Below are 25,271 nucleotides of genomic sequence, written 5' to 3'. Positions count from 1 at the left end.
GTTGTTTAACTTTTGTAAACTAAATTTTATAAAATTATTTTAGTTTAAAAAACTAACTAAACTTTTTATCGAAGTTTTAAAGTCATAATTAATAAGTTATAAATAAAATATAACATATATTTTAATTTAATTCAAAAAGTATATAAATATGAAAATAAGAATTAAAATGTATATAATATTACTTAAATGATATATAGCATTATTATTCAATATATGAAAGGATAATAGTATAATTGTTTTAGAAATATAATTTTATTAGGAGGATTTTATGGCAAGAGAAGAGTTTTATTTTAAGGGTAGAGAGGACATTAACTTAAAGGTTTATAAATGGAATCCTAAAAGTAAGGTAAAGGCTGTTATTCAAATAGCTCATGGTATGGCAGAAACAGCATTAAGATATGAAGAATTTGCTCATGTATTAAATGAAAATGGTTACAGGGTCTATGCAAATGATCACAGAGGTCATGGTGAAAGTTGTAAGAAATTAGAGGAGTTAGGCTATCTGGGAGAGCAAGATGGATTTTTCTCTATGATAAAAGATATGAATAAATTAACAAGCATTATAGAAGAAGAAAATAAAGATTTACCAATTTATTTATTTGGACATAGTATGGGATCTTTTTTAAGTCAAAGATATATACAATTATATGGTTATAGGATTCAAGGATTAATATTGTCAGGTACTAATGGTAAACAAGGGTCTATGGTGAATTTAGGGATTCTTATTGCCAAATTAGAAATGATCTTAAAGGGAAGAAAGCATAAAAGTAATCTATTAAATAAGTTATCTTTTTATAGGTTCAATAAAAGTTTCAAACCAAACAAAACAGATTTTGATTGGTTAAGTAGAGATGAAAAGGAAGTTCAAAAATATATTAAAAATCCTTATTGTGGTACTGTATTTACAACATCATTTTTTTATGATTTTTTTAGAGGATTAAAGTCTATATGGAAAGAAGAAAATATAAAAAAAATACCTAAAAATCTACCTATATTTATAGTAGCAGGTTCTAAAGATCCAGTGGGAAATGATGGACAAGGAATAGAAAATTTATATAATTGTTATAAACTTTTAGGTGTAAAAAATATTAAATATAAATTATATAAAGATGGAAGGCATGAAATATTAAATGAAATAAATAAAAAAGAGGTTTTTAGAGATATAATAAGTTGGATTAATAAACAACATGAAAATATTGAAGTTTAAAGTTAAATTTATAAGATTGTTAAAAAATGGGAAATCAGAAAATCAGAAGTTACTTAATAGCAGTATAAAGTGTATTGAGCAAATCTGATACTAATTTCCCATTTTTTAATGTACCATATTATTTATTTTAAAATTAATTAAGTTTAATAATTATCAAATTTATCTATTAGCTGTCTTAATTTTTGGGCTTGCATAGCTTCATTTTCAGCAAAGTCTCTAAATGTTTCAGAAGTTTCTCTGTCATCTATTTTTTTAGAGTACATTTGATAATCACGTACATTTTCTTGGGCATCTAATATTTTCTTTTTTATTATATCTTTTGTAGTTAAATCCATTTTTCATCCTCCTCATATTATTTATTATTAGTTTTACAATTTGTAGTTTTAATTATTCATAAGGAAGATATGATTATAATACAAAAAATGATAAAAGTTTTTTATTACACAAAAAACTAGGTTTAATATAAGTTTTTATGTGTATTATTCATATAAAAATTTATGAACTTTATTGTATACATTTTTGCTGCCAATTACAACTAATATATCTCCTTTGGTAAATATGTATTCTGGACCAGGAGAAATAATTATGTCATCTCTTCTTCTAAAAGCAACTATAGTTGCTTTTGTTTTTTGCCAAAATTTAACTTCATTAACCTTTTTACCGATAAATTTACAATGTTCTTTTATGTCAATTTCGATCAATGTAAAAGGTGATATATTTTCAAATCGTTCTACTAAGTCTAATATTTTATTAAAATTATCTTCTAATTCTTTATCTAGTTTTCTACGTTGTGCTAATATATCAACTATATTTTCTTTAACAGTTTTTAAATAAACATTATTTTTATTTCTTTCAATAAATTTTTCAGCAGCCGATATTGATAATATTTCAATACCACTGCCTTTATTAGAAACTACTACATCCATATCTTCTAGAAGTGCTATAGCTCTTCTTATGGTTTCTGGAGATACATTATACATACTAGCTAATGTTGATCTGCCGCTAATTTTTTCATCTGATTTTAATTTACCCCTTACTATACGATTAGCTATGTCTAAAGCTATGTTTTTATATAAAGGACCAGTACTGCTTTTCATCATAATTCCCCCACTGAATATATTCTTAATCTTATAACATATTACTATATTTTCAATATTAAATCTAGTTAGTAGTGATATTGTGATTTTTAAAATATAAGGATTGTAATCTAATTTGTATATTAAATGAGAAGACCACTAATATTTATTAAAAGTGGTCTTTTAAGATTATCTTTCTTCTTTTATTAAACCTTTTCTATAGGCTACTAAAAGCATTTCAAGATCATGAATTTGAGATTTTATATGTTCACCTATATCAGTATCTGCAACTCTTTTTCTAGAAGATACATGTTCTAATATAATGGTAGAAGATAATATATCATTACCATCTACTATAGCATTTTCTATGCAATCAAAAGGTTCATGAGATGTTAAAAGTAATCCATAGGAATTATATATTAATGTATACCCAGCTATACCAGTTTGCGGTTGATAGGCTTTACAAAAGCCACCATCAATAACTAATAATTTTCCATTAGCTTTTATAGGACTTTCACCCTCTTTAGTTTTTACAGGAATATGCCCATTTATTATATGTGAGTCAGTAGTAGGTAGATGAAATTCTTTAAATATCATATTACACATATTTTCATCATTTCTATAATTGTAATATGAATTTTTTTCTTCTTTATGAGTTGTTTTATCATCAATAAAATATCTTTCAAAAGTAGTCATTTTTGTTTTCCCGAAAAGTGGTGAATTAGGTCCACACCATAAATACCAAAGCATATCCATACCATATAATTTAGATTCAGGATCTTCTTTAAAAAAGAAGGCTTCTCTTGCACAATGATCTAATTTATCTAATAATGCTTTGCCTTTAAAATTTTCATTACAAATAAGCACTTCTTTAAGAGAACCATCTTCGTTTAAAGGTATGCATCCATGATATAATAAGTTAGAATTACAGGTTAAATACATACTTCCATGACTATAAAAAAATCTTATGTGTCTTTGAAGTTTTTCACTATTTAAAAATGAGTTTTTAAGTTTTTCGATTAGATCTTTTTCTCTTTTATTTAATTCATATGGATTTTTAGGATCTACTGTAGGAAAATTAGTATCATTTAATTTGTAAGTTTTTCCTTCTACAGTTACGATGTTTTTTTGTAAATCCATTTTATCTAAAAGCAATCTTTTTTCCATTTTAAATTCAGGTCTTCTTTGTATAATTTGTCCCTCTAATTTAAACTGAATTATGGATATAGCCTTATGCATTTTAGATAATAATTTCTTATCAGTATCATTTAAAGTTTTATCTATTGTTCTAGGTTTAAAACCTTTACATTCATCATCTTCATAAAAATCCATAGCAAAAGTAGCTAAAGGCAGTAAATTAATACCATATCCATCTTCCAATGTAGATAAATTAGCATAACGAAGAGAAATTCTAATAACATTTGCAATACAAGCTTCTGATCCAGAAGCAGCACCCATCCAAACTATATCATGATTTCCCCATTGAATATCTATAGAATGATGTTTATATAAAGCATCAATTATTATGTCTGCGCCAGGACCTCTGTCATAAATATCTCCTAAAATATGAAGTCTGTCTACTACTAATCTTTGAATAACTTTTGATATGGCTACTATAAATTCAGAAGCTCTATCTATATCTATAATAGTTTGAATTATACTATTATAATAACCATGTTTGTCCACTCTATCCGCTTGTTCATTTAATAATTCTTCAATTATATAGGCAAAGTCTTTAGGTAATGATTTTCTCACTTTGGATCTAGTATATTTTGCAGATACTACTTGGCATAGTTTTATAAGTCTATATAATATTATTTTATACCAGTCTTCTAAGTTGCTTTCAGATTTTTGGATTAATTCTAACTTTTGTTCAGGATAATATATTAAAGTAGCTAAATTTTTTTTATCATTTTCCCTTAGGGAATTACCAAAAATATCATCTATTTTTCTCTTTATAACTCCAGAAGCATTTTTAAGCATATGAGTAAAAGATTCATATTCACCATGCACATCACTTATAAAATGCTCTGTACCTTTTGGTAAATTTAATATAGCTTGCAAATTTATAATTTCTGTACTAGCACTAGATATTGTAGGATATTGTTTAGATAATAATTTTAAATATCTTAGATTTTGCTTTATTATATGCAAGTTATTTTCATCATATAAAGTCATAGCTTTTCTCCTTTTTATTATTATAATTAAAATATACTATACATTAATTATATAATATGTTACTAATAATATATAATATATTTTTTAAATAATATACAACTTATATTTATAATATAAAAAATAACATATTTACACAAGATGTAAAATTATTAATTTTAATATAAATATAGGTATAATTACAAATATTTTCTTAAATAAGTTAATTTATTAAGATATAATACAAAATTACTATTTATAGTATAGTAGTGTTTAAGAGGTGTTTTCAATGTATAAAATATGTAAGGTTATAAAAGTTACAGGAGAAATTTTAGGGGAAGAAATAGAAAATGGAACCATAATTACAGGAAATATGCTTGGAAAAATAGCTGAAAAAAATAAACATGAAAGGTTAGCCAATGTTTTTAGAAAAGGTAGTAAAGTTTTGGGAAAAGGAAGTTCTATAACTGCAAAAGTAATTTTTTCTACTACAAGTAATTTCTTAAATAAAAGCATAAAGGTAAGTAAACTTACAACTAAATTTTTAGAAAAAAATGCGGTGAAAACAGAAGTAAAGATTTATGGAGATTCTAAAGAATTTTATAAGAATAAATGTATAGATGCAGAATATAAAATAATAGAATAATAATTCTAAAGATTAACACCCTATTTATGTATGAAGGGTTAGGGGGATATACATAAATAGGGTATATATTTTATCTACTATTTTTATGGAAAAACAGAAGATAAATAGCTAATGCTAAAAATAATCTATCTAAATCTAACTTGTTAGCCATATTATTTTGATTTGAATTAGTATTTTTAGAGTCTTCTTTTAGGTTTTTAGATATTTGCAAATTATTTATTCCTATATAATCAGCAAAGCTTTCAATTTTTAAGTACTTTATTATATTTTTATTAGCATCAAAATCTATAGTAGAAACTTTATTGTATCCATCATTTTCATTCCAGGTTTTTTCTCCGTTTAAGGTTTTTAAAATTTTATTATTTTTATCACAAATAATTATTTTTATAGGAAAATAAGAGGTATAATCTAAGGAAATTTTAGATATCTCATTATCAAATAATATATAGCGATAATTATCTGGATAATTTTTATGTTTAGTCCATGTAGCTATAATAGGAATATTGTCTATATTGCCACATCCATTTTTATTATGTTCTAATAAGAGTATCCACCCAGGAAATTTTATAGTGCTTACATCGGTTTTCAAATCTGGTATATTAGAAAAATCTTTTCCACCTTCAAAACTTATAATAGAATTTTTTAGATTTTCTTTTTCCGAATTTAATATTTTAAAATCTGTACTTTTAGATTTAAATTTTTCTTTTGGTATTTTTTCTTTAAAACAAATTTTTTTTTCCTTTATATTTTTGGATGAATCTGAATTACTCATAGAACTCCTTTTACTATAGTGCTTTATATATTTTATGTTGAACTATATAAATTTGTGATTATATAATTAACCCCTGGATATAATCCAGGGGATATTTTTAACACCACCAAATAGGGCAGCAACATGAGAATATTGCTAATAAGAATATTAGGCCAATTAGCCAAAAGCAACCACAACACCACATAGGTAAGCCCCCTTTTCTTAGGTTTTAGTTTGTGTCTAATAATATAGTATTCAATATATAAATATTGTTTACTATAAATTATATATTTTTAAAAAAAATTATTAAAATAAGGGCAAGGCATATTAGGGTAAGATCTCATATTACAATTCTTTAGTGACATTAAATTATAGTATTTTTTTAATCTATTATTAACGATATTCCAGTTTACATTTTTGAAAAATACATCTATATATTTACTTTTATCGGTACCAAAATCTAAGAAATAAGCGTGTTCGTATACATCCATTATTAGTAATGGATAGGAAAGCCATATAGCTCCATTGTCATGAGTATCAGAACCAAAGATATGAAGTTTATTATCTAAGGGATCTATACAAAGTATTGCCCAACCTCTAACGGATAATCCTACTTCTTTAAAATATTTTAAAAAATTATCTAATGAATTAAATTCTCTAAGAATTTTATCTAACAATTTACCACAAATAGGTGTAGACCCAGAAGTTATATTATTAAAATAAAGTTCATGTAATTTAACACCATCTAATGCGTAGCTTTCACCTCGTTTTAAACAACGCATTTTACTATAAGTAGAGTTACTATTAGGGAACATATCAGAATTGTTTGGTATACTCCACATTTCATTTATTTTGTCTACATATCCCTTATACAGTTTATAATGTTCAGTTAGTTGTTTTAGAGTAATACCCTTTACATTTGAAAGGTTATAATTTTGAGCTTTTATTTTACACAAGACGAGTGTCCTCCTATAAAATTTATTATAATAATAGGATATTAAATTAATAGATTTTTGTTATTATTTTTATTAATTATTTTTATAATGGTTTATTTATGATAAAATAAGTAATAGTTATATGTAATAATTTTACATGTTATATCATAAAATATAGGAGGAAAAATTATGGGGATAAAAATTACTACTTTAATAGAAGATACTTCAGAAGATAGTAGACTTAAATATGAGCATGGATTATCTATATATATAGAAACACCTTACTGTAATATTTTATTTGACACAGGATCTACTGGGAATTTTGTATATAATGCAAAAACTTTAGGAATAGATTTAAATAAAACTAATTATATGATATTAAGTCATGCTCATTATGACCATTGTGGTGGAGTAAGAAAATTTTTTGACCAAGTCCTATATTATCCAGAAGTTTATATAAATAAATATTTTTTTAAAAATAGTAATAAGTTTAAAATATTGAAGGATAATTCTTATAAGTATTTAGGAATAGATTTTGATGAGAATTATTTTTTACAAAAAAATATACCAATAAATTATCTTCAAGAAGATATTTTTCAACTAGAACATTCTATTTATTTATGTGGAAACTTTAATAAAGAAACAACTTGTGAATTAGAAAATGATAAAATGCTAATAAAGAAGGGAGATGGCTATGTTCAAGATAGCTTTAAAGAAGAAATTACGTTGGTCATGGATACAGATAAAGGTTTAGTTGTTTTACTGGGTTGTAGCCACGTAGGAGTAATTAGCATGTTAGAGAGTATAAAGAGAAGATTAAATAAAAATATATATGCTATATTAGGGGGAACTCATTTAATTAATGCGGATGAAAAAAAAATAAAAAAAGTTATTAAAAAGTTAGAATCTATGAATATTAAACTCATAGGAGTTTCTCATTGTACAGGAGAATTAGCTACAAATAGTTTAAAACAGCTTAAGAATAGATTTTTTATTAATTGTACTGGTACTCATTTAGAAATTATTTAATAAGAGTAAATAGAAAAAACCTATGGAAATATTTTCATAGGTTTTTAATTGTTTTTTAGTTCTTCATAATCTACATCAATTACATTTTCTTTTGATATATCGGGTATATCATTAGTTGAATCTTTATAAAAATTTGTATTACTGTTTTTTTTATAATTTTTTTTGTAGCTTTTCTTATTAAATTTTAACTTTATATAATCATAGGCTTTGTATACACACCATATTGCAAATCCTGCTATTAAAATAGTTGGTAATAATTTTACAAAGAAAATTATACTTAAAACGCATAGGGCAATTATAGTTATTATACTAATAATTTTTCCAATATTATTACTGTAAGGCATTTACCTAATCTCCTTTTTCTTAAATTATCATAAATTATAACATAATTAAAAAAGTAATCTATATTATTTTTCTTAATATTTTATTAATAAAGTATAAATAGTTTTATTATGAAAAATAAAAATAGCAGAATTTAATCTGCTATTTTTTAAATATCGATATTTCGATCAATTAATTGAGATAAAGATATAAAAGTGTCTGTTCTTTGTACACCTTTTACAGCTTGGATTTTATTCATCAATAGATGTTGAAGATCAGTTATGTTTTTACAAATTACTTTTATAAATATAGAATATTGTCCAGTGGTATAATGTAACTCTACGATTTCTTTTATATTATTTAATTCTTCCAATACACTATTAAAGTCCGAAGCTTTATCTAAATAAATTCCTATAAAGCAACATACATCATAACCTAATTTTGAATTATTTATAATTAATTTTGTGCCTTTGATTATTCCCATATCATGCATTTTTTTCATTCTTACATGAATAGTTCCACCACTGACATGACATTGACGAGCTATTTCCAAAAAAGGTGTTCTTGAATCTCTTATTAATATCTCCAATATTTGGACGTCAAGTTCATCTAGACCTTCTATTTTTAAGTTCATATTTACACCTCCATAAGTATACAAAAACTATTAAATAAGATAACAGTCTTTATAGTAACTTATAAACATTATATCAAAAAAAATATTTAGTTGTTAAGTTTCAGAATGATTTTAGTAAATATATTTTAAAAATTTTGTTTCCATGTTGATATATTATAAGAAATATATAATAATAGTATAGTATAATGTGTATAATAAGGAGGGGTAAGCTATGCCTGTTTGGTTAAAATTTATATTGCAAGTATTACTATTTTCTATAATAGTAATTGTAGGCTATACTGCGCTTAGAATGTTTGTTTTGGATAAAATAAAAATTAATAAATGGATAGTATTAGCTATGACAATGTTAGTGTTATTATTTCCAGCACTTATTAAAGTTAATATTAATGGAACGATGTGGCAATATGTTCAATCTTCTATAGTAATTATTCTTACCTTATGGTTTATAGATTTAATGGGATTTAGTGCTGGAAAACCTAGAAGTAATAAAAATGATGTAGTCATAAGACCAAAACCAAAGCCAAATAGAGTAAAGAATAAAAATAAAAAGAATAAGGACAACTAATAATTATAAGTTCTTATAGATAAACATATAGGTTAAAAAGGAAGTAGATATTTAAATATAAATAAATTTCCTTTTTAAAATAGGATGTATTATTATGATTTTTGAGATTATAGTAATGCATCCTATTTTTGTATTGAGAAATAAGTCACAGTTGTTATATTTTTTACAAGAGGTATTAAAAAAACATATAGAATTTTGTAATAAGTTTTATTATAAAATATAATAATTCACACCATGATTTTAAATAAATTAAAATTACTTTTAAATATTTTTGAAAGCGTTAAATTTATATCATAAAATAATACCTTATATAATAAAAATTCAACTAAAATACTATCAAAATATAGTGAAAATACATATAAGTAAATCATAGAAGAAAAAATATAAAGAATATAGTTAAAAAAATAACTATAAAATAATTTTTCATATAATTAAAAAAAATAATTATTTTCACAAATGAAAAAAATATTGACAAAATAATAACATGGTGGTAAATTACTAACTAACAAAACTTCGTTAAATAAAGTTGGAAGTTAGGAGGAAATTACATGGAAAATGATAGTCATAGAAATAAAAGAAAGATAGGTCTTTTTGCTGCTACTTGTGTAGTTGCTGGAAACATGATAGGTTCGGGGGTATTTATGTTGCCAGCTAGTTTAGCTGCAGTGGCAGGCCCAGGTTCCATATTAATGGCTTGGATGATTACAGGCATAGGATCTATATTTATGGCTTTATCTTGTGCTAGGCTAGGAAGTAGAATTCCTAAGACAGGGGGACCTTATGAATTCGGAAAACTTGCTTTTGGAGATTTTATAGGGTTTTTAAATGCATGGCTTTATTGGAGTGCTACTTGGATATCTAATGCAGCTATTATAATAGCGATAGGAAGTTATGCATCCTACATTATACCAGGTTTAAATGATGGATTTAACGCATTACTGTTTAATAGCTCTATATTATGGATATTTACCATATTAAACATTAAGGGCACTAAGGAAGCAGCTAAGTTTGAAACAGCTATCACTGTATTTAAGCTCTTAGTATTTATATTCTTTGTAATATTTGCAGGAATGCATTTTAACTCTTCCAATGTTACTCCGATGTTACCTAAAGGAAAAGGAATGAATACATTACCATTGGCTGTAGCTACAACACTATTTGCATTTACAGGATTTGAATCTTCAGCAGTAGGTGCAGAACACATAGAAAATCCAGAAAAAAATATAAGAAGAAGTACAATATTGGGACTTTCAATAACAATTGTATTTTATATAGCTATTAGTTTTTTTGCAATGGGGGCTATGCCAGGAAATATTTTGTCAAAAAGTACGTCTCCAATGACAGATATAATGGCTCAATTTTTTGGTAAGTCAATAGTAAATATATTTAATTTAGCAATAGTTATAACAATATTGGGTACTATATCTGGATGGATAATGCTAGCAGCTCAAATGAGTTATGCAGTAGCTAAAGATGGATTATTTCCATCAGTATTTGCAAAGTTACATTCTAAGCACAAAACACCATACATGGGGTTAATAATAAATGGAATATTAACTAATATATTATTGATATTAAATTCATCTAAGGGTATGGTATCTGCTTATAATTTTATGATATTACTAGCTACTCTATCATATTTACCTGTTTATGCTACGACCAATGCATCAGATATGATATTATTATTTAAATGTAAAGGTAATGTAACAATAGGTAAATTCATAAAAATAGCCATAGTTCCATTGATAGGTTTTATATATGCTTGTTGGGCAATGTATGGATCTGGAGCTGAAACAGTATTATATGGATTTATGTTAATGCTTGCAGGAATTCCAATATATATATACATGAAATTGAAATCGAGAAAAGACTGCTCTAAAGATTTAGTAGAAGAACTTATGTAGATTTAAGTAAGTGTACATGCTGTACTATTCTAAAATTTAAATATGTTAGAAAAGCATTGATAAAATAAATTTAAAAGTTTATTTTATCAATGCTTTTCTATATGTTTTATTTTATTAAAATAAAAAAAATTATAGAATATAAATTTAATATGTTTTTTTATTTTACAAAATTTAAATATTAAAATCCTTAATAAAATTAGTTAAAAAACTAATAATAGTATTATATTAAAATAATATTCTATAAAACATATAGGAAAATATGTAATTATATTAACATGAAAAAACTTATTATGTAATTTAAATTAAAATGGAATTTAAACTAAAGATGAAAGGGATGAAAATATGGATAGCCATGGACATTTAAAAGGGCAAATGGGATTATTTACTGCCATATTTTTAGTAGCAGGGAATATAATAGGTTCAGGTATATTTATGTTGCCAGCTACATTAGCAGCGGTATCAGGACCTGGAGCTACAATGATAGCTTGGATAATAACAGGAATAGGATCTATTTTTTTAGCTTTATCTTTTGCAAAACTAGGATCAAAAATTCCCAAAATTGGTGGACCTTATCAATATGCTAAAATAGCTTTTGGGGATTTTGTAGGATTTTCAAATGCATGGCTTTATTGGAGTGCTTCTTGTATATCTAATGCAGCTATAATAACAGCTATAGGAAGTTACTCATCTGCATTATTACCAACTTTAAAAAATAATAATTTATATGCTTTTTTATATACTTCAGGAATTCTTTGGGTATTTACTCTTTTAAATATTAAAGGGGTGAAAGCGGCAAGTTCTTTTGAGACAGTTATAACTATATTTAAACTTGTTATTTTTGTTGTGTTTATAGCTGTTGGTATATATTATTTTAATCCACAGTATATTAAACCAGCATTCCCAAAGGGAAAAGGTATTAATACTTTACCAGCTGCTGCAGCTACTACACTTTGGGCATTTTCTGGATTTGAATCTTCATCTATAGCTGGTGATGAAATTGATAATCCAGAAAGAAACATAAGATTAAGTACTATATTTGGATTACTTATAGCTGTGGCAGTGTATATCCTTATAAGTTTTTCTGCTATGGGTGGATTACCACAAGATATAATAGCTAAAAGTAATTCTCCTATGAGTGATATATTAGCAAAAAACTTTAATAATGTAGTAGTAAATATATTTTTAGTGAGTGTAGTAATAACTATATTTGGGACTATAGTAGGATGGATAATGTTAACTGCTCGTATGTCTTATGCAGCGGCATTAGATGGACTATTCCCTGAAATTTTTTCAAAAGTTCATTCTAAATATAATACTCCATATGCAAGTCTTATTATAAATGCTATATTTACTAATATGGTGTTGCTTATGAACTATACATCTTCCTTGACATCAGCTTATAATTTTATGATATTATTAGCAACATTAGCTTATTTGCCAGTTTATGCATCCACTAGTGCTGCAGATATAATTCTTACATCAAAGCTAGATGAAAGATTTAGTGTAGGAAGTTTTATAAAAAATAATATTGTACCATTAATAGGTTTAGTTTATGCTACATGGGCAATATATGGAACAGGAGCAGAAGCTGCTTTATATGGCATAATACTTCTTATGTTTGGATTACCAATATATTTATATATGAAATTAAAAAATAAAGGGGATATTGATAAATTAAGAAAATATTAAATTAAGTTTTAATTAAATATATTTTATGGTATTCTTAAAATATAATGTCTCATTTTAAAAAGTACAATTTTAAAATGAGACAATTTTTTCATTTTCATATTAGACCAATGAGTAATGGAATTATAAAGGGGAGAATTTTAATGATTTATAAAATTAGAGGCATATATCCTAAAATACATAAAACTGCTTTTGTAACTCAAAGTGCAGATATAGTAGGAGATGTTATATTAGAGGAATTATCTAATGTATGGTTTGGTGCTGTTTTAAGGGGCGATACTAATACTATTAAGGTAGGAAAAAAAAGCAATATTCAAGATAATTGTGTACTTCATTCAGATAAAGAAGATGAATATGTTATAGATATAGGAGAAAATGTAACAGTTGGACATGGAGCTATACTTCATGGATGCAAGATAGGAAATAATTGTCTTATTGGTATGGGAAGTATTATATTAAATGGAGTTGAAATAGGAGAAAACACTATAATAGGAGCGGGAAGTTTAGTTACATCAAATAAAAAAATACCATCAGGAGTTTTGTGTATGGGGTCACCGGCAAAAGTAATAAGAGAGCTTACTGAAGAAGAGAAAAAGGCTATAATTGAAGATTCTAAAGAATACTTAGATTTAAGTAAAAATTTTAAATAGATTTTAATAGATAATTTTACAGTAAAATAATATAATAAAAAATTGCTTATTACAAAAAATAATAAAAACAGTAGGAGGTGTTTATGAAACAGAAGATACTTCAAGGGTTTTTATTATTTTTTTTATTGGTAATGAGTACAATTAATTCACAGGTTTTTGCAAATGAAAAAATACCAGAAGTGCACTTTATAGATGTAGGTCAAAGCGATTGTATATTAATAAAATCAGGTAAAAAAAATTATCTACTTGATACTGGTTGGGGATATCATTCTAGTAGGGTAATATCATATCTCCAATATAACAATATATACAAAATAGATGGAATAATATTAACACACTATCATGATGATCATTATGGTGGTATGGATATGATGTTAAAAAGTATGAAAGTAAATAAAGTTTATTTGCCTAGACATGAAGCAAAGGATAAACAAAAAGTTTTAAATTGTATAAATAAAAATAAAGTTAAAATTGTTTGGATAAAAAAAGGCTGGAAACTTAAAGCTAGAGGTGTATATTTAGAGGCTATAGGACCTATTAATAATAACTTGAAAAATGAAAATAATAATTCTATAGTTCTTCAAGGTAAGGTAGATAATATAAATTATTTATTTGCTGGAGATTGTGAAAATGCAGAAGAAAAAGATATGATAAAAGAAGGATTATTAAAAAAATGTGAGGTTTTAAAGGTATCTCATCATGGCTTTAATACAGGAACTTCTGATGAGTTTTTAGATACTATAAAACCATCTGTTGCTATAATTACTTCTAATGGTATGTATAGTCCTCAAGATAAACTATTGAACAGATTAAAGAGCAGAAATATAGACATATTTACAACAAAAGATTATGGAAATTTAATTATAAAAAATAAAAAGATTAAATCTACAAGAGTTATTAAATCTATTTTAAAAAATTATGATATTAAAAGATAGATAAACAAAAATATTCCTGTGTATTTTAATAATACATAGGAATATTTTTATTTTTAAATAAATTATTTTTCTTTTGCTCTTATAAATATTTTGATTATTTCATTTACTATTAGAGGTACTACAGATAGAATACTTACAAATATCCAGTCAGAGGGAGTTAAATCAAATACTTTAAATATAGAAGATAAAAATGGTATGGTTATAACGATATCTTGTAATAAGATTCCAAATAATATGGAGCCTATAAGAAATTTGTTACTGAATAACCCTAATTGAAATATAGATTTTTTACGGCTTCTCATATTAAGAGAATGAAATAATTGGGATACACTTAATACTACAAAAGCCATAGTTTGGGCATGCATTAATGAGTTAGAATATTTTATTCTCCCAAATTCAAAGGCAATTAAAGTTAAAATACCTATTAAAATACCATTTAATATTGTAAATAAAGTACCACCATTAGCAAATAAACCTTCATTAGGATCTCTAGGCATTTCATTCATAACATCAGGGTCACCAGGATCTATACCTAAAGCCAAAGCAGGTAGGCTATCTGTAATTAGATTGACCCACAAAAGGTGTATAGGTCTTAAAGGTGATGGCCAACCTAGTATAATTCCTATAAATAAAGCTATAATTTCGCCTAAGTTACAAGATAAAAGGAATATTATAGATTTTTTTATATTATTATAAATATTTCGTCCTTCTTTTATAGCAGATACTATAGTAGAAAAGTTATCATCTGTTAGTACCATATCAGAAGCGCCTTTGGCTACATCTGTACCAGTTATACCCATGGCTACCCCTATATCAGCAGTTTTTAAAGAAGGAGCATCATTTACTCCATCGCCAGTCATAGATACTATATTTCCTTTATTTTTAAAGGCTTTTACTATTTTAACTTTGTGTTCAGGGGACACTCTAGCAAAAACTCTTAAATTATCTATTTTATTTAATAATTCTTCATCAGACATATTATCTAATTCATGCCCAAAAATAGCTTGAGATTCATCTTCAGCTATACCAAGTTCTTTAGCTATAGCAAATGCTGTAACTTTATGATCTCCTGTAATCATTATAGTTTTTATACCAGATTTTTTACACTCAGCTATAGAGTCTTTAGCAGTTTCACGAGGAGGATCAATCATACCCACTAAACCTATAAAAGTTAAATCTTTTTCTAAATCTTCTTTATTATAATTTTCTTTATCTAAAATTTTAAAAGATGCACCTAATACCCTAAGAGCATTTTTAGACATTCCATTAGAAGATTCCATTATATCTTTTTTTAAATCTTCAGTTAAAGGAACTACCTCACCATTTAAATATATATTTTTACTTATTTTAACTAAGTTATCGATAGCACCTTTTGTCATAACGTAATATTTATCATCAAATTTATTTACTGTTGTCATTAATTTTCTGTCAGATTCAAAAGGAATCTCATCTATCCTTTTATGATTTATTTCTAGTTCATCTTTTATTAAGGAATATTTTGCTCCTGCTTCTAAAAGGGCTATTTCAGTAGGGTCACCAGTACTAGATTCCTTAGAGAAAGTTGCGTCATTACACAAGATTAAATTATTAAGCAACAAGTTATGTAACGGATTTTTTATGTCTAATTTATCTAAAGTGTCTAAGGTTTTATCGGCATAAAATTTAGTTACTGTCATTTTATTTTGAGTTAGGGTTCCAGTTTTATCCGAACATATTATATTTACTGCACCTAAGGTTTCAACAGCAGGTAATTTCCTAATTATAGCATTTTTCTTTATCATTTTTTGAACGCCCATAGCTAAGACTATAGTTACTATAGCAGGCAGTCCTTCAGGTATAGCAGCTACAGCAAGACTTATAGCTGTTAAGAACATTTCTAAAGTATTTCGTTTTTGGATAAGTCCTACTAGAAACATTAATGCACATATACATAGTGCAGCAATTCCTAATATTTTGCCAAGTCCAGCTAATTTTTTTTGTAGAGGAGTCAATTCTTTATCTTCAGATTCTAACATTTTAGCTATTTTACCTATTTCAGTATTCATACCAGTAGCTACAGCTACTCCAATTCCCCTTCCATAGGTTGAAAGAGTGGACATGAATGCCATATTTTTTTGATCTCCTAAGGCTATTTTTTCATCTGTAAATACCTCATCTGAACTTTTTTCTACAGGTACAGATTCTCCAGTTAATGCAGATTCCTCAATTTTAAGGTTAGCAGTTTCTATAAGTCTTAAGTCACAGGGAATATGCCTACCAGCATCAATTATAATTATATCTCCTGGGACTACTTCATCTGAGGGAACCTCATCTAAATTGCCATTCCTTTTTACTAAAGCTTTAGGATTAGAGAGTTGTTTTAAAGCTTCTAGAGCTTTTTCAGCTTTAGCTTCTTGAATAACTCCAACTACTGCATTTATGATTATAACTATAGCAATTATTATAGCATCACTAACTTCTCCTAATATTCCAGAAACTATTGCTGCAGCAAGAAGGATATAAATTAATATATCATTTAACTGTTCAAAAAATAGTTTTAACATAGACTTTTGTTTTTTTGCATTTAGTTTATTAGATCCATATTTTTCTGTTCTTTTCTTTACTTCTTCTAAAGTTAATCCAATTTGAGGATCTACATCTAATTCTTTTAAAGTTTCTTCAGAAGTTTTATTAAACCACATACCATTCACCTCTAAATTATTATTTGTAAAATTTCCTATAATATTAGGATATTTGTATTTTGTTTTTAGTTAATAAAAAAGACCTTTGTCCTATATAAAATAGGACAAAGGTCTTGCAATCTCGCAGGAGAAAACTACCCGGGTATTAAAACCGTAATGACGAATAGTTAAAAGTAAAAACTTTTGCTACTCCCCTCTGTCTTTATAAATTGTAACATATTATAACAATAGCTACAATATTTATTAATTATTTTTTTGAATATTCTAGAAAGGCAAAATTCCATAAAAAAATATTCCTAGAATACCAGATATAACTATAACTAATATAGGATTTATTTTTTTAGATAATAACAATAATAATGTTATTATGCCTATTAAAATACTTTTTAAATCTTTATAAGATTCCATAGAAAGTGATAGGAAAGTGTATATTATAAAACCTATTAAAGTAGGGCGCATTCCCATAAGGGCAGATTTCATCACATTAGATTGTTTAAATTTCATGATAAAATGACTCGCTATACTCACTAGTATAAAAGAGAAAGCTATTACCCCTAAAGTAGCAAATATGCTTCCTAATACACCACTTACTGTAAATCCTACAAAAGTAGCTGAATTTATTGCTATAGGCCCAGGTGTCATTTGAGATATACCTATAATATCTATAAATTCTTTGTAATTTATCCAATGCCTACCAGATACTATTTCTTTTTCTATAAGAGGCAGCATAGCATAACCCCCACCAAAACTAAACATACCTATTTTTAAGAAGGAAAAAAACAATTTAAGTAAAATATTCAATTATTTCACCTTCTTTCTAAAATATAAGTAGCCATAAGTAGCAGATGTAATTATAATTATAACAGGATGAACTTTAAAGAATTTTAATAAAATAATAGTTATAACTATTATTATATAATTTATATAACTTTTATGTAGAGATTTACCTAGATTTAAAACTGCAATTAAAACTAGAACAGGTACAGCACCATTAATTCCTTTAAATATTAAATCGATATAATAATTATTTCTAAATTGCATAAAAAATTTTGCGATACATAATATTATAAAGAAGGATGGTAATACAGTCCCAAGCAAAGCTATAATTGCTCCTTTTAAATTAGCTATTTTATAACCTATAAATATAGAAGAATTAACAGCTAAGGCTCCTGGAAAGGATTGAGATATTGCTAATATGTCTAAAAAGTCTTCTTTAGATAGCCAGTTTTTCTTATTAACTACTTCTTCCTCTATAAGAGGAATCATAGCGTAGCCACCACCAAAAGTAAAAGCACCTATTTTAAAGAAGCTTAAAAACATTTCTAAATAATTGAACATAAAAATCACCTCGTTTAGATATAAATAACAATATAATTATAGCTTATAATCATAAAAATATACTAAATATAATTAAAGTTAAATAAATATATGATAATATGTTTTATTTCTCTTTCAAGTTTTGATATTATAATTATTATAGGGGGAAAGAGTAATGAAAAATTTAAAGGAAATGAATAAGGAAGAATTAGATAAATACATATGTGATACAGAACAACAAATACATAAATTAATAGAAGATTATATACATAAGATAAATAATAAATTGCATCAAAATAAACATATAAGACGTTCAAAGGAAAGATCTTATGATATAGGAAGATTGTATAAATATGTTGAATGGGTAAATGATGGTATAGAAATGAATGATAATGTTAAGAATAGAATTAGAGTTGTTCCAAAGCGAGGGGAAGTATGGACATGTGAATTAGGTCAAAATATAGGTTCAGAAGAAAATAAAATTAGGCCTGTAATAATAATACAAAATGATACAGGAAATCAAAATGCACCTACAACTATAGTAGTGCCAATTTCAAACAGACCTAAAAAAATAGCAGTACATATTTCTATAAGAAATGGAGATTTCCAACTTGTAGAAGGTGAAAAAATGGAGATAACAGGAACAGTTTTAGCAGAGCAAATAAGAGTAGTATCTAAAGCTAGGTTAGGTAGACATGTGGCAACTTTGTCGGATAAATTCATGAAACTTTTAGATTCTAAGATAAAAATTTCGCTAGATTTGTAGTTTATGGAATTTAAAGATAGAAATTTATAAAAAATATTAATTTTTTTTGAATTTATGTTGTATAAATTTTAATTTAATGATATAATAACTATTGTTTGAGGCAATAATGTAAATATAAAATATATGATTCTTAAACATACCTAGCAGTGGTTAGGAGACTATATCCCATATATCCTTTCTAAAAATGAATAACATACTCGACAAAGGTCGGGAGATTATATAACATATCTAAAGGCTGATACCATTATCAGTCTTTTATTGTTTTGGTAGGATTTTTTATAGATTCCTGCCATTTTTATATATTTTTAATAAAAAATATAATATAATATTAATATAACAAGAAATTTAAGGGGTGGTTTTTTGGAAATAAAAAGAGTTGGGACAAATACACCTATACCTTCAGAGAATAGAAAACTTGTAGGAAATAAAAGAGGTTTTTCGCAGAATTTTAATTTTGCAAGGCAACAAAAATCAGAGCAGGAACTTAAAAAAATCTTAGATGATATAAAGAAAAAAGGTAATAGATTAGTTATAACTAAATGTTATGCTGATGTAAGAGCTTATAAAAATTTAATAAAAGAATATTTAAAATCAGTATTGCAGTATATGTATAGTGTAAAAAAAGATATAAGTTTTTGGCAAACTCAATACTACATAACTGTAGAGACTATAGATGAAAAGCTAAAAGATCTTACAGAAATGCTGCTAGATTCAGAAAAGGATAATTTAGATATAGCTAAAACTATAGATGATATAACAGGATTAGTAGTAGACATATACAAATAGAAAATATTATTATTTAAAATAATTAAGTAGAATTAAATTGTAAATGAGAAATTAATTATAGAATTATTTAATGTATTTTAAAATCCTAACTTATTAAATTAGGTTATATAAAAAAATATAATATATGGTGTACAGGGGTTACTCTAAAAAAATTAGAACTTCTTATTTTGAGTTTTAGATATAGGCGTAGAAAATATATCTAAAATTCAAATAAGAAGTTCTTAGTGAATTAAGTATTTTTATATCTAGACGTATAGAGATTATATATAGGTTATTATATTTTTATTAGTTTTTCCAAAGATTAAAGCTTGCATCTGATGGCATTTTAAAATCTCCACGAGGAGATAGACTTATAGTTCCTACCTTAGGACCATCAGGTATTGCAGAACGCTTAAATTGTTGAGTGAAAAATCTTTTAATAAAGTAGTTAAACCATTTTTCTATAACTTCTTCAGAATAATTATCTTTAAATGCTACTTTTGCTAAATTTATTATTTTGTCTGGAGTAGCTCCTTGACGTATAAAGTAATATAAGAAGAAGTCATGTAACTCATAAGGTCCTACTATCTCCTCTGTTTTTTGTGATATTTTACCTTCTTTATCTTTAGGAAGTAATTCAGGACTTACAGGTGTATCTAATATATCTATAAGTATTTTAGAAACCTTTTTAGAAACTTCTTTTAAAGCTACATATTTTACCAAATATCTTACTAATGTTTTGGGAATAGAACAGTTTACGCTATACATAGACATATGGTCGCCATTATAAGTGCACCAACCTAAAGCTAACTCTGATAAATCTCCTGTTCCTATGACAAGTCCACATTCTTTATTTGCAATATCCATAAGAATTTGAGTTCTTTCTCTAGCTTGAACGTTTTCGTAAGTTACATCATGTATATTAACATCATGCCCTATGTCTTCAAAATGTTGTAAGCATGATTTAACTATATTAATTTCCCTTAAATCAGTATTTAAATTTTTACATAAATTTACTGCATTATTATAAGTTCTATCTGTAGTTCCAAAACCAGGCATTGTAATAGTTACTATGTTTTTTCTAGGTATGTTTAACATATCAAAGGTTTTAGATGTAATAAGTAATGCTAAGGTTGAATCTAATCCTCCAGATATTCCTATAACAGCTTTTTTTAGTTTAGTGTGTTCTATCCTTTTAGCTAAGGCAGAAGTTTGAATATTGAATATTTCTTTACATCTTATTTCTCTTTCAGATTCTTTAGAAGGTACAAAAGGGTATTTGCTAACAGATCTGTCGAAATTTAATATATCAGTATTGTCAAATTGAAAATCTATTTCATAAGGTTCATAATTAATAGATTTATAATTATCTTTAAAGCTTATATTTTTTAATCTCTCATTGTTAAGTTTATCCACATCAATAATCGAAGTTATGACTTCATTATCTCTTTGAAACCTATTATTTTCTTTTAAAATAGAGCCATTTTCTCCGATTAACAAATGACCACTAAAAACTAAATCTGTAGATGATTCATAAATTCCTGAAGAAGAATAAACATAAGAAGCCATGCATCTACCACTTTGAGATGAAATTAAATTTCTCCTATAGTCGGCCTTGCTTACAATTTCATTAGAGGCAGATAAATTACCTATTATATTTGCCCCCATTAAAGAAAGATAACTACTAGGTGGTATTGTTACCCATAAATCTTCACATATTTCAAAAGCAAATTTAAATATACCACTTTTAAAAATTAAATTTGTTCCAAAGGGAATATCTTGTTGGAAAAATAGATCTATTTTTTTGTTTATTAAGTTTAGGCCTTCAGTAAACCATCTTTTCTCATAAAATTCTGTATAGTTAGGGAGATAACTTTTGGGAACTACACCTAATATTTTTCCTTTAAATATTATAAAGGCACAATTATATAAAGTATTTTTATATAAAAGAGGAGCACCTACTGCTATTAAAATATCTTTATCAGTTGAATATTTGCATATAGAATATAGTCCGTTAAGGGCTCCTTTTAAAAGTAAGCTTTGGGTGAAAAGTTCTCCACAAGTATAAGAAGTTATACACAATTCTGGTAATACTATAAATTTAGAATTATCATTTAAAGCTTTATCTATGCACTTTAATATGTTTTTTATGTTAAAATCTATATCAGCTACATTAGTTACTGGACATCCGGTTGATACTTTTATGTAATATTGTGAATTCTTCATTTTAATTCCTCCAATTTAAAAAATTCCTTATGTTATTGATTATACCAAATTAATCATATTTAATTAATAGAAGATTAGGTTATAAATTTATTTTTTGAAAATATTGTTATGATTTAGCTATAGCCTTTTTAAAAAATTAATGTATAATGATATTAATAATTAACAATATTTTCACAGAAAGGAGGACATTTATAAATAAATATGTTTAATTCATTTAATATGTTCTTTTGGATAATAATAGGTACAGCTGCATTGCTTATAGATGTATTTACTAGTTCTTTTTTATTTGTATGGTTTACTATTGGGGCTATAGTGGCTGCAGTAAGTGAAATGTTTAAAATTTCATTTATGATGCAGATCATTCTATTTATAGTTATAAGTATTCTAACTATGCTTATAGGATATCCATTAGTTAAAAAAAGTATTAAAAAAAGTGGATGTGAAAAATTATCAGTAGATAAAAATTATGTAGGAGAAGAATTTACAGTTGATAAAGATATTGATATAGAGTCTATTGTTAAATTCCAAGGAGCTTTTTGGAGAGCTGAGAATAAGGGGGAATTTATAAGTAAAGGAAATAAGGTAAGAATAGTTGCAGTAAAAGGTAATAAACTTATTATCGAGAAAATAAATAAATAATAGGTTTAGATATAAAATATATTAAGGAGTGATTAAGTTATGATAATATTAATAATACTTGCATTAATTTTAATAACATTTTTAATTTCTATTAAAGTGGTAAATACTGGACAAATCTTTATAGTTGAAAGATTTGGTAAATATAATAGAATTTTAGAACCAGGTTGGCATTTAATTGTTCCATTTGCCGATTTTGTAAGAAAAAAGGTGTCAACAAAGCAACAAATATTAGATATAGAACCTCAAAGTGTTATTACCCAGGATAATGTAAAAATATCTATAGATAATGTTATATTTTATAAAATAATGAGTCCTAAAGATGCTGTTTATAATATAGAAGATTTTAAATCAGGAATAGTCTACTCTACTATAACTAATATGAGAAACATTGTAGGAAATATGAGTTTAGATGAAGTATTGTCAGGAAGAGATAGAATAAATTCAAAATTACTTCAACAAATAGATGAAATAACAGATGCTTATGGTATTAAAATTTTATCTGTGGAAATAAAAAATATAAATCCACCAATAGAAATACAACAGGCTATGGAAAAACAAATGAAAGCAGAGAGAGATAAAAGAGCTGCAATTTTACAGGCAGAAGGGGAAAAACAATCACAAATAGCTAGGGCAGAAGGACAAAAGCAAGCTAAAATACTTCAAGCAGAGGCTGAAAAAGAAGCTAATATAAGAAGAGCAGAAGGACTTAGAGAATCTCAATTATTAGAAGCAGAGGGTAAGGCTAGAGCCATAGAACAAATATCTGTAGCAGAGGCACAAGCTATAAGAACGGTTAATACATCAATTATAGAATCAGGCACTAATGAAGTTGTTATTGCATTAAAACAAGTAGATGCATTAAAAGAAATGTCTAAAAACCCAGCTAATAAGCTTATATTACCTAATGAAACATTATCTTCACTAGGTAGTATTGCAGCAATAGGAGATTTATTAACTAAAGATAAAAAAGGTGATAATTAGTTTATAAAAAGGTGAATATATATGGATAAAGAATTTGTGTCAAATAATAGAAAAAAACTAATGAGGGACATAGAAGATGACTCTGTAATTTTAATTTTTGCTGGTAAAGCACCATACAAATCAGCAGATGAAACTTATGCTTTTACTCCCAATAGAAACTTCTATTATTTAACGGGAATAGATGAAGAAGAAATAATATTATTAATGGCTAAAAAAGATAATATATTTAATGAATGTTTATATATAAAAAGACCAGATGAGATTATGGCAAGATGGATGGGACCTACTATTAGCGAAGAAGAAAATACAAAATTAACAGGAATAAAAAATATAAAATATTTGGATGAATTCTATGAAGACTTTGCTACTTTGTTAAATAGAGTTGAGTTTTCTAATATATATTTAGATTTAGAAAGAAGACAGTGGAATGAAAGTTCTACAGAAGCACGCATATTTGCAAAAAACATAAGAAATAAATATCCTTATTTAAATATAAAAAATGTATATAATAAAATTTGCAAATTAAGAACTATCAAAACTAATGAAGAAATAAAGTTAATAAAAACAGCTATAGATATAACTAAAGATGGAATATATAATATGATGAAAAATATTAAACCAGGAATGATGGAATATGAGGTAGAAGCATATTTTGATTTTATATTAAAGAAAAATGGAGTAAAAGACTTCGCATTTCCAAGTATATTAGCATCAGGAGAAAATGCTACAGTACTTCATTATTATAATAATAATTGCAAAACTAAAGATGGAGATTTATTATTTTGTGATTTAGGTGCTCAGTATAAATACTATAATGGGGATATAAGTAGAACCTTTCCTGTAAGTGGTAGATTTACAGAGAGGCAAAAGGATATTTATAAGGTAGTGCTAGAGGCAAATAATGTTATAAGTGAAAATGCAAAACCAGGAGTTAGTTTTAGTGAATTGGAAAACGTAACAAAAAAGGTATTAGCTGGTGGATGTAAAACTTTAGGACTAATAAAGGATGAAAGTGAACTTCAAGAGTATTATTTTCATAGTTTCGGTCACTATTTAGGTAGTGATACTCATGATGTTGGAAGCTATAAAGAAAATTTAAAAGAAGGCATGATAATAACTGATGAACCTGGTTTGTATATAAAAGAAGAAGGAATAGGTATAAGAATAGAAGATGATCTTTTAATAACCAAATATGGATGTGAAATTTTAAGTAATGATATTATTAAAAGCATAGAAGATATAGAAAACTTTATGAAATAAATTAGATGGGGGATGTCTCACAATGTATAAAAATACAATATGAGAACTCCCTTTTCTATTTTAGATAAAATTTTTAATATTAAATTAATATAAGATATGGAATATTTCTATGCATAATTATGTAAACGTTTTTATAAGAAAGA

The 25,271-nt window shown here is 25.9% G+C and carries 24 protein-coding genes; 13 read left to right on the top strand and 11 right to left on the bottom strand.

From position 1 onward, the window contains the following. Nucleotides 1-268: 268 nt before the first annotated feature. The gene (locus BN1711_RS10175; protein WP_050608043.1) at nucleotides 269-1,207 is read left to right on the top strand and encodes an alpha/beta hydrolase; all 939 of its coding nucleotides are present in this window, start codon (nucleotides 269-271) and stop codon (nucleotides 1,205-1,207) included. Nucleotides 1,208-1,350: 143 nt separating this feature from the next. Here the strand turns inward: BN1711_RS10175 and BN1711_RS10170 are convergent, their stop codons facing one another. The 3 genes from BN1711_RS10170 to BN1711_RS10160 all read right to left on the bottom strand — a co-directional run bounded on the left by BN1711_RS10170 (nucleotide 1,351) and on the right by BN1711_RS10160 (nucleotide 4,461). Then, the gene (locus tag BN1711_RS10170) at nucleotides 1,351-1,542 is read right to left on the bottom strand and encodes a hypothetical protein (protein WP_050608042.1); all 192 of its coding nucleotides are present in this window, start codon (nucleotides 1,540-1,542) and stop codon (nucleotides 1,351-1,353) included. Between the two features lie 144 nt (nucleotides 1,543-1,686). Then, nucleotides 1,687-2,304 carry a GntR family transcriptional regulator gene (locus BN1711_RS10165; protein WP_050608041.1) on the bottom strand — a complete coding sequence of 206 codons (618 nt, stop codon included), beginning with the start codon at nucleotides 2,302-2,304 and terminating at the stop codon, nucleotides 1,687-1,689. A gap of 168 nt (nucleotides 2,305-2,472) precedes the next feature. Then, on the bottom strand, nucleotides 2,473-4,461 hold the full coding sequence (locus BN1711_RS10160; RefSeq protein WP_050608040.1) for a fructose-bisphosphatase class III: 1,989 nt from the start codon (nucleotides 4,459-4,461) through the stop codon (nucleotides 2,473-2,475). A gap of 265 nt (nucleotides 4,462-4,726) precedes the next feature. On the opposite strand from BN1711_RS10160, the gene BN1711_RS10155 reads away from it, so the two are divergent. Further along, nucleotides 4,727-5,083 (top strand): hypothetical protein, encoded by a 357-nt coding sequence (locus BN1711_RS10155; protein WP_050608039.1) that lies wholly within the window; start codon nucleotides 4,727-4,729, stop codon nucleotides 5,081-5,083. A gap of 70 nt (nucleotides 5,084-5,153) precedes the next feature. Here the strand turns inward: BN1711_RS10155 and BN1711_RS10150 are convergent, their stop codons facing one another. Both BN1711_RS10150 and BN1711_RS10145 read right to left on the bottom strand, forming a co-directional pair. Beyond that, the gene (locus tag BN1711_RS10150; protein WP_050608038.1) at nucleotides 5,154-5,855 is read right to left on the bottom strand and encodes a hypothetical protein; all 702 of its coding nucleotides are present in this window, start codon (nucleotides 5,853-5,855) and stop codon (nucleotides 5,154-5,156) included. A gap of 272 nt (nucleotides 5,856-6,127) precedes the next feature. Then, nucleotides 6,128-6,790: a superoxide dismutase gene (locus tag BN1711_RS10145; protein WP_050608037.1), complete on the bottom strand. Its 663-nt coding sequence runs from the start codon at nucleotides 6,788-6,790 to the stop codon at nucleotides 6,128-6,130. 168 nt (nucleotides 6,791-6,958) lie between these two features. Between BN1711_RS10145 and BN1711_RS10140 the strand changes: the two genes are divergently transcribed. Then, nucleotides 6,959-7,798, top strand: a complete 840-nt coding sequence (locus BN1711_RS10140) for an MBL fold metallo-hydrolase (RefSeq protein WP_050608036.1) — start codon at nucleotides 6,959-6,961, stop codon at nucleotides 7,796-7,798. A 44-nt stretch (nucleotides 7,799-7,842) separates the two neighbouring features. Here the strand turns inward: BN1711_RS10140 and BN1711_RS10135 are convergent, their stop codons facing one another. Then, complete coding sequence (locus BN1711_RS10135; RefSeq protein WP_050608035.1) at nucleotides 7,843-8,142, bottom strand: hypothetical protein; 300 nt, start codon at nucleotides 8,140-8,142, stop codon at nucleotides 7,843-7,845. Between the two features lie 146 nt (nucleotides 8,143-8,288). Beyond that, complete coding sequence (locus BN1711_RS10130) at nucleotides 8,289-8,753, bottom strand: Lrp/AsnC ligand binding domain-containing protein (RefSeq protein WP_050608034.1); 465 nt, start codon at nucleotides 8,751-8,753, stop codon at nucleotides 8,289-8,291. 211 nt (nucleotides 8,754-8,964) lie between these two features. Between BN1711_RS10130 and BN1711_RS10125 the strand changes: the two genes are divergently transcribed. The 5 genes from BN1711_RS10125 to BN1711_RS10105 all read left to right on the top strand — a co-directional run bounded on the left by BN1711_RS10125 (nucleotide 8,965) and on the right by BN1711_RS10105 (nucleotide 14,493). Beyond that, nucleotides 8,965-9,318 carry a hypothetical protein gene (locus BN1711_RS10125; RefSeq protein WP_050608033.1) on the top strand — a complete coding sequence of 118 codons (354 nt, stop codon included), beginning with the start codon at nucleotides 8,965-8,967 and terminating at the stop codon, nucleotides 9,316-9,318. A 548-nt stretch (nucleotides 9,319-9,866) separates the two neighbouring features. Beyond that, nucleotides 9,867-11,222: an APC family permease gene (locus BN1711_RS10120; RefSeq protein ID WP_050608032.1), complete on the top strand. Its 1,356-nt coding sequence runs from the start codon at nucleotides 9,867-9,869 to the stop codon at nucleotides 11,220-11,222. A gap of 342 nt (nucleotides 11,223-11,564) precedes the next feature. Next, on the top strand, nucleotides 11,565-12,911 hold the full coding sequence (locus tag BN1711_RS10115; protein ID WP_050608031.1) for an APC family permease: 1,347 nt from the start codon (nucleotides 11,565-11,567) through the stop codon (nucleotides 12,909-12,911). Between the two features lie 140 nt (nucleotides 12,912-13,051). Then, the gene (locus BN1711_RS10110) at nucleotides 13,052-13,558 is read left to right on the top strand and encodes a gamma carbonic anhydrase family protein (RefSeq protein ID WP_050608030.1); all 507 of its coding nucleotides are present in this window, start codon (nucleotides 13,052-13,054) and stop codon (nucleotides 13,556-13,558) included. Between the two features lie 83 nt (nucleotides 13,559-13,641). Continuing rightward, the gene (locus BN1711_RS10105) at nucleotides 13,642-14,493 is read left to right on the top strand and encodes a ComEC/Rec2 family competence protein (RefSeq protein WP_050608029.1); all 852 of its coding nucleotides are present in this window, start codon (nucleotides 13,642-13,644) and stop codon (nucleotides 14,491-14,493) included. Nucleotides 14,494-14,555: 62 nt separating this feature from the next. Here BN1711_RS10105 and BN1711_RS10100 read toward each other — a convergent pair whose 3' ends face one another. The 3 genes from BN1711_RS10100 to BN1711_RS10090 all read right to left on the bottom strand — a co-directional run bounded on the left by BN1711_RS10100 (nucleotide 14,556) and on the right by BN1711_RS10090 (nucleotide 18,512). Next, nucleotides 14,556-17,174 carry a calcium-translocating P-type ATPase, PMCA-type gene (locus BN1711_RS10100; RefSeq protein ID WP_050608028.1) on the bottom strand — a complete coding sequence of 873 codons (2,619 nt, stop codon included), beginning with the start codon at nucleotides 17,172-17,174 and terminating at the stop codon, nucleotides 14,556-14,558. Between the two features lie 264 nt (nucleotides 17,175-17,438). Next, nucleotides 17,439-17,975 carry a chromate transporter gene (locus tag BN1711_RS10095; protein ID WP_082174109.1) on the bottom strand — a complete coding sequence of 179 codons (537 nt, stop codon included), beginning with the start codon at nucleotides 17,973-17,975 and terminating at the stop codon, nucleotides 17,439-17,441. Then, on the bottom strand, nucleotides 17,976-18,512 hold the full coding sequence (locus BN1711_RS10090) for a chromate transporter (protein ID WP_050608027.1): 537 nt from the start codon (nucleotides 18,510-18,512) through the stop codon (nucleotides 17,976-17,978). 154 nt (nucleotides 18,513-18,666) lie between these two features. Here BN1711_RS10090 and BN1711_RS10085 point away from each other — a divergent pair, with 154 nt between their 5' ends. Next, nucleotides 18,667-19,257: a type II toxin-antitoxin system PemK/MazF family toxin gene (locus BN1711_RS10085; RefSeq protein ID WP_050608026.1), complete on the top strand. Its 591-nt coding sequence runs from the start codon at nucleotides 18,667-18,669 to the stop codon at nucleotides 19,255-19,257. 360 nt (nucleotides 19,258-19,617) lie between these two features. After that, a complete protein-coding gene (locus tag BN1711_RS10080; protein WP_050608025.1) occupies nucleotides 19,618-20,043 on the top strand; it encodes a YaaR family protein in 426 nt (141 codons plus the stop codon). 285 nt (nucleotides 20,044-20,328) lie between these two features. Here the strand turns inward: BN1711_RS10080 and BN1711_RS10075 are convergent, their stop codons facing one another. Beyond that, nucleotides 20,329-22,248 (bottom strand): NAD(+) synthase, encoded by a 1,920-nt coding sequence (locus BN1711_RS10075; protein ID WP_050608024.1) that lies wholly within the window; start codon nucleotides 22,246-22,248, stop codon nucleotides 20,329-20,331. A 219-nt stretch (nucleotides 22,249-22,467) separates the two neighbouring features. Between BN1711_RS10075 and BN1711_RS10070 the strand changes: the two genes are divergently transcribed. The 3 genes from BN1711_RS10070 to BN1711_RS10060 are packed head-to-tail and all read left to right on the top strand — an operon-like array spanning nucleotide 22,468 to nucleotide 25,128. Next, nucleotides 22,468-22,887, top strand: a complete 420-nt coding sequence (locus tag BN1711_RS10070; protein WP_243128258.1) for an NfeD family protein — start codon at nucleotides 22,468-22,470, stop codon at nucleotides 22,885-22,887. Nucleotides 22,888-22,926: 39 nt separating this feature from the next. Continuing rightward, entirely contained in the window at nucleotides 22,927-23,868 is a 942-nt protein-coding gene (locus tag BN1711_RS10065) for an SPFH domain-containing protein (RefSeq protein ID WP_050608022.1), read from the top strand. 21 nt (nucleotides 23,869-23,889) lie between these two features. Next, the gene (locus tag BN1711_RS10060) at nucleotides 23,890-25,128 is read left to right on the top strand and encodes an aminopeptidase P family protein (protein ID WP_050608021.1); all 1,239 of its coding nucleotides are present in this window, start codon (nucleotides 23,890-23,892) and stop codon (nucleotides 25,126-25,128) included. The last annotated feature ends 143 nt before the right edge of the window (nucleotides 25,129-25,271 follow it).

The organism is Clostridium niameyense (assembly GCF_001243045.1).
In the GTDB taxonomy this organism is placed as follows: Bacteria; Bacillota; Clostridia; order Clostridiales; family Clostridiaceae; genus Clostridium_F; species Clostridium_F niameyense.
The sequence above is the reverse complement of the archived record's forward strand: the minus strand, read 5'-3'. Positions and strand labels throughout refer to the sequence as shown.